This is a genomic window from Ruegeria arenilitoris, from assembly GCF_013035315.1.
GTDB classification, from domain to species: Bacteria; Pseudomonadota; Alphaproteobacteria; order Rhodobacterales; family Rhodobacteraceae; genus Ruegeria; species Ruegeria arenilitoris_D.
Genome location: NZ_WQHP01000001.1, coordinates 885,801 through 898,666, shown reverse-complemented (window position 1 = coordinate 898,666; position 12,866 = coordinate 885,801). Strand labels below are relative to the sequence as shown.

11 protein-coding genes are annotated in these 12,866 nt (G+C 54.4%); 3 read left to right on the top strand and 8 right to left on the bottom strand.

Going from position 1 to position 12,866, the window contains the following annotated elements; translation table 11 throughout:
• The first annotated feature begins 361 nt into the window (after window positions 1-361).
• On the top strand, window positions 362-2,035 hold the full coding sequence (locus GOV53_RS04375) for an acetolactate synthase large subunit (RefSeq protein ID WP_170464456.1): 1,674 nt from the start codon (window positions 362-364) through the stop codon (window positions 2,033-2,035).
• Between the two features lie 93 nt (window positions 2,036-2,128).
• Here the strand turns inward: GOV53_RS04375 and GOV53_RS04370 are convergent, their stop codons facing one another.
• Complete coding sequence (locus tag GOV53_RS04370; RefSeq protein WP_170464455.1) at window positions 2,129-2,884, bottom strand: N-acyl homoserine lactonase family protein; 756 nt, start codon at window positions 2,882-2,884, stop codon at window positions 2,129-2,131.
• Window positions 2,885-3,102: 218 nt separating this feature from the next.
• Here GOV53_RS04370 and GOV53_RS04365 point away from each other — a divergent pair, with 218 nt between their 5' ends.
• Window positions 3,103-3,978, top strand: a complete 876-nt coding sequence (locus GOV53_RS04365; protein ID WP_170464454.1) for a 1-acyl-sn-glycerol-3-phosphate acyltransferase — start codon at window positions 3,103-3,105, stop codon at window positions 3,976-3,978.
• Window positions 3,979-4,095: 117 nt separating this feature from the next.
• On the opposite strand, the gene GOV53_RS04360 is transcribed toward GOV53_RS04365, so the two are convergent.
• The 3 genes from GOV53_RS04360 to GOV53_RS04350 all read right to left on the bottom strand — a co-directional run bounded on the left by GOV53_RS04360 (window position 4,096) and on the right by GOV53_RS04350 (window position 7,114).
• Window positions 4,096-5,073, bottom strand: coding sequence for a glutathione S-transferase C-terminal domain-containing protein (locus GOV53_RS04360; protein WP_367648747.1), 978 nt, complete (start codon window positions 5,071-5,073; stop codon window positions 4,096-4,098).
• A 76-nt stretch (window positions 5,074-5,149) separates the two neighbouring features.
• Window positions 5,150-5,716, bottom strand: a complete 567-nt coding sequence (locus GOV53_RS04355) for a hemerythrin domain-containing protein (protein ID WP_170464452.1) — start codon at window positions 5,714-5,716, stop codon at window positions 5,150-5,152.
• A 417-nt stretch (window positions 5,717-6,133) separates the two neighbouring features.
• The gene (locus tag GOV53_RS04350) at window positions 6,134-7,114 is read right to left on the bottom strand and encodes a murein L,D-transpeptidase catalytic domain family protein (RefSeq protein ID WP_170464451.1); all 981 of its coding nucleotides are present in this window, start codon (window positions 7,112-7,114) and stop codon (window positions 6,134-6,136) included.
• Between the two features lie 205 nt (window positions 7,115-7,319).
• Here GOV53_RS04350 and GOV53_RS04345 point away from each other — a divergent pair, with 205 nt between their 5' ends.
• Window positions 7,320-8,297 carry a serine hydrolase domain-containing protein gene (locus GOV53_RS04345; protein ID WP_170464450.1) on the top strand — a complete coding sequence of 326 codons (978 nt, stop codon included), beginning with the start codon at window positions 7,320-7,322 and terminating at the stop codon, window positions 8,295-8,297.
• Between the two features lie 221 nt (window positions 8,298-8,518).
• Here the strand turns inward: GOV53_RS04345 and GOV53_RS04340 are convergent, their stop codons facing one another.
• From GOV53_RS04340 to GOV53_RS04325, 4 genes are all read right to left on the bottom strand, one after another.
• Entirely contained in the window at window positions 8,519-8,938 is a 420-nt protein-coding gene (locus GOV53_RS04340; RefSeq protein ID WP_170464449.1) for a hypothetical protein, read from the bottom strand.
• A 473-nt stretch (window positions 8,939-9,411) separates the two neighbouring features.
• Complete coding sequence (locus GOV53_RS04335) at window positions 9,412-10,644, bottom strand: Tm-1-like ATP-binding domain-containing protein (RefSeq protein WP_170464448.1); 1,233 nt, start codon at window positions 10,642-10,644, stop codon at window positions 9,412-9,414.
• 22 nt (window positions 10,645-10,666) lie between these two features.
• Window positions 10,667-11,599 (bottom strand): phosphotransferase enzyme family protein, encoded by a 933-nt coding sequence (locus GOV53_RS04330; RefSeq protein WP_170464447.1) that lies wholly within the window; start codon window positions 11,597-11,599, stop codon window positions 10,667-10,669.
• Window positions 11,596-12,861, bottom strand: coding sequence for an aspartate aminotransferase family protein (locus tag GOV53_RS04325; protein WP_170464531.1), 1,266 nt, complete (start codon window positions 12,859-12,861; stop codon window positions 11,596-11,598). Before GOV53_RS04325 ends, GOV53_RS04330 begins: the two co-directional genes overlap by 4 nt.
• Between the last annotated feature and the right edge of the window lie 5 nt (window positions 12,862-12,866).

Genomic DNA, 12,866 nt, shown 5'->3' with positions numbered 1-12,866 from the left:
TAGGGATAGAAGTGAGCAAGGCGGCTGCTTGTCGTTGCTAAATGCGCTTCTTTCCGATGTTCGCGTCAGCGGTCCGACGAAAGCCTGTTCAGAAACCGCGAAGGTCTTGGCTGGCGCATTTGGCTTTTCGTGAGGGGGCCGCACGCAACTCTACACCGTCGGCTAATACGGCTGTTGAAGCTGCGTCTTGCGCGTGTTGTATTGAAACATGGCTGGTGGGTGTCGACGGATGCGCTGCCTTCGAAACCCTATGGTTGCAAGCCGCCGAAAACTCTGGGGCCGGAGCCCTGTTTGAAAGGGACCGGTCTCCACTCGAATGTCATGCCAAACTGACGGATCCACCGCGATATCAGGAGAGCACATGTCTGCTTTTGACCAAACCGCAACCACCTTCACCAAAGCTTCGGATTTGTTAGTCGCAGCGCTGGAGGCTGAAGGTGTCGAGTATGTTTTTGCCGTCCCGGGCGAGGAAAACCTGGATGTGTTGGAATCTTTGAGGACGTCCAGGATTGAGCTTGTTCTGACCCGTCATGAACAAGGCGCAGCTTTCATGGCGGCAACATATGGGAGATTGACGGGCAAGGCGGGGGTCTGCATGGCAACACTTGGCCCCGGTGCCACGAACTTTGCGACCCCTGCAGCTTATGCTCATTTGGGTGGGATGCCGCTGGTTATGATCACGGGTCAAAAGCCCATCAAAAAATCGAAGCAGGGCCAGTTTCAGATCGTTGATGTGGTGGGTCTGTTCGACCCGATTTGCAAAATGTCCAAGCAGATTGTGCACGGCAACACCATTCCCTCGTTAATCCGAGAAGCATTTCGCGTCGCGCAAGAGGAGCGTCCTGGTGCGGTTCTGCTGGAACTTCCCGAGGACATAGCGGCCGAAGACACCACCGAACCGGTCCTGCAACCTCATCCCCGTTACTATGCCGTGGCTGGTGACACGGTTTTGAATGAGGCGGCCGAGATGATCCGCTCGGCCAAAATGCCATTGCTGCTATTGGGGGCTGGTGCCAACCGGAAACACGCCCGCAGCGCGCTTAGTCAGTTTGTAAATGACACGCAGATTCCTTTCTTTGACACGCAGATGGGCAAAGGTGTGGTGGACGAGCGGTCCGATCTGTTTTTGGGAACAGCGGCGCTATCCGATGGGGACTACCTGCACTGCGCGATCGAACGCGCTGATCTGATTATAAATGTGGGTCACGACGTCGTGGAAAAACCGCCCTTCTTCATGAAAGAAGGCGGGACCAAGGTGATCCATGTGAACTACAAGGCCGCGCAAGTTGACCAGGTTTACTTCCCGCAGGTCGAAGTTGTCGGCGATTTGGCGCAATCCATCGAACGGTTGGGCGATAAGCTTGGTGGCCCACTGGATTTTGACCGCAGCTATTTCGAGAGGGTCAAGCAGGAAACCGATATGCACATCTCGGAAGGCGCAGATGATCCGCGCTTCCCGGTGATCCCGCAGCGCTTTGTGGCCGACACGCGCAAAGTCATGAGGGATTGCGATATCATCGCTTTGGACAATGGCATCTATAAAATTTGGTACGCCCGCAATTATCAGGCCTACCAACCAAATACTGTTTTGCTGGATAACGCGCTGGCCACGATGGGAGCTGGCCTGCCCTCAGCCATGATGGCAGCCAAGCTCTATCCTGACCGTCGGGTCATGGCGATATGTGGCGACGGTGGCTTTATGATGAATAGTCAGGAAGTTGAAACAGCTGTTCGCTTGGGCCTCAATCTAGTTGTGACCATTCTGAACGACAGCTCATACGGGATGATCCGCTGGAAGCAGTCTCATGCTGGTTTTGAAGACTGGGGACTGGAGTTCAAAAACCCGGATTTCGTGCAATATGCCAGAAGCTATGGTGCGACCGGCCACCGGGTGGAACGAACTGAGGATCTGGTACCCACCTTTGAGCAGGCGTTTGCAGCAGGTGGCGTACACCTGATCGATCTTCCGGTTGATTACAGCGAAAACCAACGCGTGCTGATTGATGAACTTGCCGAAAAGGTCTGTTTGATCTAATCCGATTTTCGAAGGTTGGTTAGAGCAATCTGGCTTTAGGCGGGCAGGGCGTTATGTCAACGCTCGTTTCCTAATATCGTCGATTACCGAAGCTCAGCTGTAAGTCTCTGGCGCTTTTCGTAAACTGGGCCATTGTTTCGGGCAATGGCCATAAATCACGAACGCGTCTTTCTCTGCTGCCAGTTTCATCAACCGTTCTGCGCTGGCATTTGCCGCAGCCTCGTTCCAAGCCCCGACAAACTTTTCATCAAATTCTTCCGCTCTGGAAATGGCATCGCTGGTCAACATTATCGTTTGTGACGGTAGTTCAACCAACAGCGCAGTCTGCCCCGGCGAATGACCCGACGCTTCCAGCACCGTTAGCCCCGGGCCGACACGCACATCACCCTCCACCTGAAAATAGTAACACTTGGGCCAGTCTATGGCGCGCGCGTCGCCCCAATACAGTGGCTTGGCGAGTTTGCGTTCCTTAGCAGAAACCAAGATCGGCGCTTCTGGAAATGCATGCAACCCGCCCACGTGGTCGATATGGGTATGTGTGCAAACATGAAGCGTGACGTCTTCGGAGGTTAAACCAAGTTTGGCCAACTGTGCTGCAGGCAAGTTGTCGGGCGTGCACTCAAGCACCTCTCCAAACACATCCAATCGATCTTCTTTTGAGGCTGCTTCGGCATCCTGAGCGTATTTTTCCGGGAGGCCAGTGTCGACGAGGATCGTTTCATTTTCATCCGTTTGGATGGCGAAGCCCGAGATGCCGATTATGCGACCGTTGGAATGAACCTTGAACAAGCCGTAGTCCAACACAGCAAGGCTCAAGGGTCGACCTTTGATAAAACCTTCGGCTTGCACTCGGTCTCTCCTCCTTTGTCTACAACAATTTAGCGCATGTTGAGAAAGTCAATGCGCATACGCTTTTGCGATCTCCAAAGAGTGTCATTGCACATCCCTTAGTATTCAATCTCGCCGACGCGCTGTGTGGACCACAGAGAGCTTCAAAACTGTTCGATTGGCCTTGTGCCGTTGTTGTGAATGCGTGCTAGCTTTGCGGTAACGACGGGGCAACGGTATTGACCAACGACAAGAAACACGATCCGCTGGATGAGTTGCTGCGCGCTCGACTGCGCATTCCGATTGGCGCTGACCTTAGGCTAAAGACGCTATGCCAGTTAATGAAGGGCGTTGACTTGATCAGCCGTACCGTGACCGGCCAGGCTTTTTTTGCCTTGAACGAAACAGAACAAATTCTGTTAGAGCTGGGGGAACGTACTGGGCATGACCTGGTGAGAGCGGTTCTAGCTATGAATGGGGGAACTGTTGTCAAAGCCCACGGGCTTGAGAACATTCCTGCCAACGGCTCCGTGATCATTGGATCAACACATCCAATCGGAACTTTCGATTTTTTGGCCCATGCAGGAGCTCTGCTCGACCACCGCTCCGACTTGAAGGTCGTTGCCGGGCGAGAGGCCGAGCGGTTTCTTGGGCGCGATTTGATCGTACCGGTGGACTTGGACCGACAGGACAAGGTGCTGACGGCGCGCCAAACTCGTGCGGGCATGTTGGCGCATCTGAAAGAGGAGGGTGCGCTTTTGGTTTTTGGTTCGGGCCGAGTGCCAGCATTGAGAGACGGACGTCTGGTCGAACCACCGTGGCGAACCGGGGTGACACGTGTTTCCGCAGAAAGCGGGGCACCGATTGTTCCCGCCTCGGCGAACATGCGTAATTCGCGGCACTACTACCGAACCCGCCGATTGGCTGCGCTTCTCAGCGGAGGAAACGATGAGGTCGGGCGTAGGGTGGCGTCCTTAAGGTACGTATCTGAGTTGATCGCTAAACTGGGTGGAACCTACGATGTACACTATGGCCCAATACAGCCTGCGGGGACTGCGCCGGATCTTTTGAAAGAGCTGGCAGAGGGATTGGTGCCCGGGCTTTACAAATCCTAGGACATTTCTGCGAAGCGAAAGAAAAGATCGGTCAACATCGTGGGTTGTTGGTGCCAGTGCGAGTTAGGTCGAGCGTTAGTCTTGGTCCTGGACTAAAACTGAACTGGCATATCAAGCCTAACTTTGAACCTGCCCAATGGGCCTTGCCAATTCCGGATGCATATAAGCTTCTGGGTAAGACATGGGCTCAAAGGGGCCCAAAGGTATGACGCCATTCCAGCTACGCCCGAAATACCCCTGCCGACAGTGGTCCAAAGAACTGCTCTGCGCAACGCCCGGCAAGCTATGAACTCGGCAAAGCCAGCGCCACAAGTGTGGGTAATCAAGGATTTTAGCGCCGTTCAACTTCATGCGCAGGTAATAGACAGGATCGTGACGGTACAGCGTTGGGAACAGGCGCAGGTCAGCTTCGGTGAAGGTGTTTCCAGTTAGAAATGGGCGTTCATCACCGGCAAGACGCGCTTCAAGCTGGGCCAGTGTTTCAAAGTAGTTTTCGAACGCTTTGGCATAGATTGCCTGATCTGAAGAAAAACCTGCTTTGTATGCACCGTTGTTAATATTGACGTAAATCCGCTCGTTCAAATCGTCAATCTCACTCCGAAGCTCCAGCTCGTCGGGGTACAACTTTTGCTGTTCAGAAACGCTGCGCGAACCGCCCAGTGCAGTTGCATGGTGATCCAGCATACGAATTAACTCCGCGCTTTCGTTGTTAACGATGCGGTTCGTCTTTTTATCGTAGAGTATCGGCACCGATCGTTCGTCCGCTACTTCGGCCCGATAGATTTCCCGCACCAGTTCAAAACCCTGACCCGTGCCGGTTTCATCAGTACATTCTGGTAGCGGGCTACCGGTCAGCGATGCCACTTGTTCGGGTGCAAACTGCCAGTGATTTGGGCCGTCAGGATGATCTTCGCCCGTACGGTTTGGAAAGGCCACGTCCATCGAGATGCTGCCCTGCAGTCCCAACAAATTGCGCGCCAAAGTTACACGATGGCACCAAGGACAGTTCAAGGCGACAAACAAGTGATAACGGTTTGGTTCGGCCGGGAAATCCGGATCGCCAATCGAATGCCGAAATCCGCTGACGCCGCGCACGAATTCTCCTCGGGCACGGCGCGTTTCCGCGTTTGACTGATCTTCCTGTTTAGAATGGTCGGTCATTTGGGTGGCCTTACCCTCTCAGGCGGTGATGGAGTACGATTGGAACGGCAAGTTCCTCTTCATCGCTCAGGTGGCGTTGTAGAAAGGCCTCGATGGCCTCAGAGGTATCGCGCAATGTCCCCACTTCCGAACGGGCCTGAACCTCGTCCAGTTGAATGAGCTTTATCACACGATTGGCTGTCCGGGTGTATTGGTCAAGCACCAGATCAAGATCAGCATGGTCCTTTTCCAACACTTCTAACCCGGCATCAAAGCGGGAATCCGCGGCAGAAAGCTCGGGGAAGTAGCTGCGATCTTCCCACCCATGATGTCCATGCAGATTCCCGACGAGGGCATTGCCATAGTAGGACAGGCGCGCTGCGTATTCATCTGGCGACACGTCCTTTTCCAGGTAATCCTCTGCATCTGTCCGAACCAGTTCGGCAAGGCGCCGGAACATCTGGTGCGCACCCAGCCAGTGACGCGTTTTCTCTTTGAAACCAGGATGTGCGTCCCAGCTGTCGCGGGGATATTTGTCGAGCAAGATCTGCATCTCACTCGGCATGTCTGCGGTGCGGATATTGTAAGTATCAAGCATGAGCTTACTCCTTTCCGCAGTTATTTGTGTGCCATGATTTCAATCTGTTAGGCACATGTGTGCACAGGTGTTGTCCATCTCCGCACACTATCTGACTCCCTGCAAATCAGCTCAGTCCAATCGCTTTGTCAGATGAGCTTGGCGCGAATATTGTTAATCCAAGACGGAGTAGGCCCCACGCATGGAGCGTAACTCAGGTCCCAGTTCTAGCACTGCGTTATAGAGGGGTCGCTGACACCCGCGCGGCATTAACTTGTGCCACGAGACAGAGCGAAGTTTTGGCCCAAAAGGACAATATCATCGATCTGTCGGGATCTGGTTTGCATTTTTTTGCCAGCACCATTCTTACTGACGCCCCGATCCCGAGCCGAAATGGATAAGAAGCGGACGTGGCTGGATTTCTGTGCGTGGGTGAGTTTAGTTGCAGATGGGCAATTCCAATGGTGGTTGTTTGGGCAAGGATGCGCGCCAACTGTTTATGATTGGTTGGAGGCTGCTTTTTGGCCAGAACTTTGGTGCGCCTATTGCTTGCAGGCAAGCTGCATTCCAATAGGTACCTGCTCGCGCTAGCGATTTCCCTTTTTTGACCGCCTTGGCGACCGCATTTATGTCTTTGGATTCTGGGTAGATGTAGAGAGTCGTCGGGTTCCCTTCCACAAGCGCTAAGATCTCCTTAGACGCAGACTGGGACCACGTTGTGCACCCATTGCTGCGACCACCAGTATAGTTCACAAGTTTTCCGTACGGGACATAACCTTGGTTGTCCGCATGTGTGCTTTGCGGGTTTTTGAACCGGCATTGCCACTTTAGGAAGACCGCAGGATGCCCGCCGATAGCGCGTTCGCGGGCATTGCTCGTTTCGCCTTCCCCATCAAACAAAAGGAACGTGCGGTAGAACGGCTGTGTTTTGCCTGATTGACTGTAGTAACCTTTGAAAGACGTTCGGGTTTCCGCCGTCACATAGGCACCTCCGGCGGTTAGCTTGGATCCTTCCGCATTGCTGAAATTCTTGGCGCATTGCCGACCGTTAGAGAAATTGGCGCGCTTGAGTTTTCGGCCATTCCCATAGCCGGATGAGACAGCCCGGAAAGACTTTTGTGACTCGCAGATGACGTAAAACCGCTTGCCTGGATTGCCGTTACTTGCTGTGCTGGGACGGGTTGCGTCCTTGGCTAGGTAGCAGGGGTTCCTGACTTCGCCTCGGCGAAGTTTCTCATTGTACAGCGCTCGCGCCCTTTCCAGAACGATCGGCGCGATTTGGCCGTCACCCGTACCGACGTGCTTTTTCAACCACGCAGGGACATCTTGCGATACCGCATCGACGCGGTCGGGCAGGGCACATACAGAGATGGCGATTGTCAGGGCAGTGAGTGTGAGACGGAGTGAATTCGGTAGCAACGGGGAATCTCCTGCTAGAATGTCCTCAGGGCCAGCCTACCACAGTTCTTGCGCACCAGGATGCAAGCCAAACGCACGAACCAAGCTTTCTGTTGCTTCAAATCCCACTTTGCGTTTCTACGGGCTTATCGAGCATCTTGAACAAAAGTGCTGAGATGTTGCGTCGGTGTCTGGACATTTAGAGATTGGCCTCCAAATGAATCCCATGATCACACGTCGAAAGTTTCTGTTGGTAACTGCAACCGCAATGGCTGCTCCGTACGTTGCTCGCGGACAAACGGTGGCGCTGAATGAGGCGATTGCTGGTCTGCCGCAGTTGCATTCCCTTCAAATTCAACGCGGAGACGACGTTATTTTTGCTCAGGCCCAGCAGGGGGCGAGTCTGAACAGACCGGCCAATATTAAGTCCTGTTCGAAGAGTATTGTTGCTCTGTTGCTTGGGACGGCGATCGATCGGCAAGAAATCCCTTCTGTTGATGCCACTTTGCGGGAGGTTGCTCCGCGACTGTTGCCCGCCAATGCGACACCCGGCTCTGAAAGCATTACTATGGAGGATCTGGTGACGCTGCGAGCCGGTCTCGAAAGGACCTCTGGCAGTAATTACGGGGAATGGATCAGCTCTCCCAACTGGGTGGCGGATGTTTTGACGCGGCCGATGATTGCCGAGCCCGGACAACAGATGCTCTATTCCACTGGTTCAACCCATGTCCTTGGTGCGGCATTGACCGTGGCAACCGGTCAAAGTCTTTTGGCCCTCACGCGTGAGAGGTTGGGTGACCCGCTTGAGATCGAGATACCAGCTTGGACGAGGGATCCTCAGGGGTACTACCTCGGAGGAAATGAGATGGCGATAACGCCAAAGTCGATGCTGAAAATCGCGGTATTGCTTCGGGACCGCGGCGCTTTCGGGGATAGGCAGATCATTCCTGAACGCTGGGTATTGGAATCGACCAAGCCATATGGTCGTTCGGCTTTCTCTGGGTTGGATTATGGGTATGGCTGGTTTCTGTCCGCTTCGGGCTATGCTCTGGCGCGGGGCTATGGAGGGCAAATAATAGCGGCCCATCCAGCCCGGGACCTTGCCGTCGCAATTTCGTCCGATCCTACGCGCCCAGCGCGTTCAGCAGGTTACTTCGGAGAATTGGTCAGATTGTTGGATGGTCCGATCTTGAACGCCACCTAGTCCGGCCTTCTCGCGAAACCCGATTGCGTTTGGTAACGTTCGCCTAATCGGCGCCCTTCTGTAGAGCAGCCTTAAACGCTATTGAGGCGGCGAGGCGACCAGAAAACCGGTCAAGCTGAATGTCGGGCGGGTGGAAAAGGTGCCGGCCCGCTTGATCGCGCACCGAAAGCTTCGCTTTGTGGGTTTCTTTGCGTGGTCGAAATCCTTCGGCTGGTACCCGTCTAGTTCAGCAAATCGACGCCGAGTTTGCCTGCCGCGTCAACCACACGGTTATCCCCAGTTTGAATGGACTTCGCTGGAGTGTCTCCTCCAAGTTCAGCCTTAGGAGAGGTCATCCAATATGCAAGTTGCCAGGGTGTCATATCGGCTGGCAGCGCTTTTAACACAGTTTCCATTAACGGGAGTGGCGTTCCGTCTTCTGCGAATTGGAAGGATGGGTAGGCATCAATGCCTTCGTAAGGAACAGAAAAAACCTTCCCGGTCCTTTTCCAGATCTCGCCTATCCGCGTGATCTGCCACGAACCTTTCTTCCACTGAGCATGCACAGATCTATCGTCCAGCAATGGAAATTTGCGGGCAAACTCATCCTTGCGGATGTCTTTGACGGCGCAAAACTGCTTTTCGAACTTTGTAACATACATCTTGCAACCAACAGCCTCGCTAAAACACACTGAACCATACTGCCAAGTGTTAAGATTCTTGGAAGTGTTTTAGTTCACAGTTTGGAATGTGTTACTTGGTTGCATTACTGGTTTTGGTTTAAATTATTGAATTTAAATTATTTTTTTTGTTCTTGCTGCAGGGGTAAATCGGCATTTTCTCCGGATCATCGAATTTTTTGCCACAGTTCGGAGCCACAATCGTTGCAACAGGAGTGTATTGATCACCCCTCAAGTATGAACCGAGCCAAAGGAAGGCGAATAGGCTCAGAAAGGCCTTTGCTGTTTTAAACAAATAGGCCTCTGATCCGGTCATCTACCGGTCATCAATCGATGGCAACCAAAAACCCTTTCGGCACGTCTCATCGACGTGGTCATTTCATCCGTCTGAAATCACTGGGTTTTGTACCCCGCTGCCACTGAAACGAAATCGCCCGAAAGCGCTTCTGCCTTTTCTAAACAGAAATTGTACCGCTCTGCACCCAGGTATCGAACTGTGCCAAGACAGCATCGCTAAAGTCCTGATCGTTGATATGGGCGCCCAGTTCGGTTGTTGGCACTCGGTCCGACAGGACTTTTCGAACTTCGTCAACCATATCAGCCAATGCGTCCGGGTCGTGGGCTTCTTCCCCTTCTTTATCCCAGGCTTCGACGCCCAGTACCGGCAAGAAAAAGTGAACCGGCCCGGTCGCGGCCTCCAGGCGATTGGCGAGTTCCCGAACCCAGGCGCGGCGTTCTTCGCCGGTAAAGACCGAGCTCTTTATCAGGCGGTTATGCTCGTGAAAGGGACGATCAGCGTATTGATCCGGAATGTCCTGCCAGCCTGCAAAATCCAGCAGATCCAGCGCGCCCGGTGCGACCATTTGAGGAGTGCCCGCGCGCCCGGCATTCGTCACGCGGTCTTCACCGCTGGACACGACCGACCCAGCCATCAGATTCCCAAATTCCTGCATGCAGAAATCCATGACGCAGACAAAAGCGCCTTCGCCGGCGAGTTTCTCAAACGCCATGCCGCCCATTCCTGTTGAATGGAACACGGCGACCTCAAAACCACGCTCTTCCAATGCAGGCTTCAGGGTTTTCATGTAACGCAGACAGGAAGAGCCAAGGCTGGTCATTCCGATCAAGGGTTTGCTGCGATCCAGCTCAATGGCTGCTTTGGTCGCTCCGACAACAGCGCCCGCAGCCTGACTCAGAGAAGACCGGCAGATTGAATTCATTCCATATAGGCCACCGGCCCAAAGGATCATTTGAATGTCCGGGGCCAGGCGATGCGGAGGGATCAAAGGCGAGAAACTAACGGTCGAAACGATGTATTTCGGCACACCCATTGGAAGCGCTTGGGCACAGTCTAACGCCAGATCAGTGCCCATCGTTCCGCCGATTGCCAGCATGCCTTGAAAGCGTCCCTCTGCGTAAGCCTGCGCCACGACCTTGGCTGCGCCTGCGGACATGACGCGGAAAGCCTTGTTTTCATCGCCTTGCGCGATCACCTCGTCAATTGTCATTCCGCCCGCAGCAGCCACGTCGTGTTTGCTGATGTCCGTCGCGCTTTCCGGATCTCCAAGAACCGAGACGTCCATTGTCAGAACATTGGCACCTTGCGCTTTGACCACCTCCTCGATGAAGCGCATCTCAGGTTCTTTGGTGTCGTAGGTGCCAATCAGCAGAACTGTTTTTTGGGTCATGTGTTCCTCTCCTGCGTGCGCATTAATCCAGATATTCAGTCAGCAACTCTCGGGCCGTCTCAAGAAATCGGGTGTTGCGGTCTGATGAGCCTTCTTCGTCCAATCGGGATGAGATCCATCCAACGTACGATGTGGCGCGCAAGGTCATGAATAGATCAAGCTGGTCTGTGTTGATGGGACGTTCGGACCGATATCCTTCGAGCAAGGCATCGCGCAGCTGCGCGAAATCCGGCTCCTCCCGGTTCTTGATCAGCGTTGTGGCCACGTCGAACAGTCGGAAACCATAGCCAGAGTCATCGAAATCAATCAGCCGTATTTTGTCGCCGTCCACTATCACGTTTTCACGCACGAGGTCGGCATGTATCAGGCCATAATCCAGGCTGCTCTCAAGCCGCAGCAATTCGTGGTCTGCTTTGTCTCGAAAGCGGAGCAGAAGGGCTCGGTCTTCACCGTTTATCGTAGGGTTTTCCCAAAAACGGCCCCACAGTGGCTCATCTCCCAGCAGTCCGGCGCAGTCCCAGGACCAGCGCGTGAAGTTTTTCGGAGGTGTCCAGGCGTCGCTGATTTTGTGCAACCGGGCCATTTCGCGGCCAATCGCCTTGAATGTTGCCGTTTGGTTTTCAGTTTCAAGCCTCGCCCCGGTCGCGCCCAACGGGCGGCCCGGCAACCAATCCAACAGATCGACATGTATCCCGTCGACCTCAATCAGAAACTCACCATTCTTGGTCGCGACAGGGGAGGGCACACTGACGCCGTCCGCCGCAGCCGCTGACATCCATTGGAGTTCCGACCAAAGTTCGGCGGCCGAGTGCAGGCCCTCGCGATGCAGGCGCAGTGCGTAAGACGCCGTTCCGTTCCGCACGCGGTAGACGTGGTTTTCGCGCGCAGCTACCAACGACCATTCGGCATCTTCCATGCCCCATTGGACGAGGGCCTGCTCTACGATCTCTTTCATCGCGTCAGGGGCGTTTCAGCCAGAACTTCGTCCAGCGTATCGAAAAGGAGGTCCGCATTTTCGATTGAAAATGGCATCGGGGGGCGGATTTTCAGGGTGTTCTTATGCCTGCCTAATTTGGAATGGATGACGCCGCGACGGCGCATGGCATTGATAACGCGATCGGTGAAGGCGCTGGCGGGTTCCTTGCATTGACGGTCCAAAACCATCTCGGCACCGAATATCAGGCCTGATCCTCTGACATCACCAATGAACTCGTATTTCTGCTTCAAAAGGGTCAGGCGCGAACGCGCATGTTCACCGACGGTTTTCGCATTTGCCATCAGGTCGTGATCTTCCATTTCCTGCAGGACGGCCATCGCCGCGGCACAAGAGACCGGGTTGCCACCGAACGTATTGAAGTAGCGATACCCTTTACGAAAGGTGGAAAGGATTTCGCCGCGCGTCACAACGCCACCTACCGGGTGCCCATTGGCCATCGGTTTGCCCATCGTAACGATGTCCGGCACGATGCCCATTTTTTGGTGCGCCCACATATGCGTGCCCGTGCGCCCAAAGCCCGACTGAACTTCGTCACAGATCAATAGACCGCCAGCCTTTCGAGCAACTTCGGCCACGGGCTTCAACCACCCGTCAGGATGATCTGGAAACCCTTCGTTGAGGAAATAGGGGCAGATGACCAAGGCTGCGAATCCAACGCCGGACTTTTCATGTTCGGCGATCTGTTCGGCCACGGCGTCAGCGAACCCCGCACCATCCGGGTCCGGGTTGCGATAACTGTCCGGGGCGTCGACGAACCTGAAATACTGATCCAGCCCGAACCCGACCGTGGGCACATTGGATTTGCCCAACTGGCTGACCAGCGCAGTATTGCCGTGGTATGTTGCGTCGGTGGCAATGATGCCCCGTTTGCCGGTCATTCCTTCGGCCATGCGCAGCGCAATGTCATTGGCCTCGGACCCGGTGCAGGTCAGGATCGCGGTGTCGAGCGAGGCATCCATGGTACCCGTCAGTTTTTCGACGTAATCCAGAATACCGTCGTGCAGGTATCGCGTGTGGGTGTTCAGGGTCGACGCCTGACGACAGATCGCCTCGACCACGCGCGGATTGCAGTGCCCGACATGGGGGACATTGTTGTAGCAATCCAGATATTTGCGCCCATCAGCGTCCCAAAGCCAAACGCCTTCGCCTTTCACGAAATGCACGGGCTCGTCATAGAACGTCGAAACGTTGGGGCCCAATAGTCTGGCCCGGCGTTCCATAAGCT

Excerpts from the sequence above, each read along its gene's own strand:
- GOV53_RS04375 (WP_170464456.1), top strand. The coding sequence starts at position 362 with ATGTCTGCTTTTGACCAAACCGCAACCACCTTCACCAAAGCTTCGGAT.
- GOV53_RS04355 (WP_170464452.1), bottom strand. The coding sequence starts at position 5,716 with ATGCTTGATACTTACAATATCCGCACCGCAGACATGCCGAGTGAGATG.
- GOV53_RS04345 (WP_170464450.1), top strand. The coding sequence starts at position 7,320 with ATGATCACACGTCGAAAGTTTCTGTTGGTAACTGCAACCGCAATGGCT.
- GOV53_RS04340 (WP_170464449.1), bottom strand. The coding sequence starts at position 8,938 with ATGTATGTTACAAAGTTCGAAAAGCAGTTTTGCGCCGTCAAAGACATC.
- GOV53_RS04335 (WP_170464448.1), bottom strand. The coding sequence starts at position 10,644 with ATGACCCAAAAAACAGTTCTGCTGATTGGCACCTACGACACCAAAGAA.
- GOV53_RS04330 (WP_170464447.1), bottom strand. The coding sequence starts at position 11,599 with ATGAAAGAGATCGTAGAGCAGGCCCTCGTCCAATGGGGCATGGAAGAT.
- GOV53_RS04325 (WP_170464531.1), bottom strand. The coding sequence starts at position 12,861 with ATGGAACGCCGGGCCAGACTATTGGGCCCCAACGTTTCGACGTTCTAT.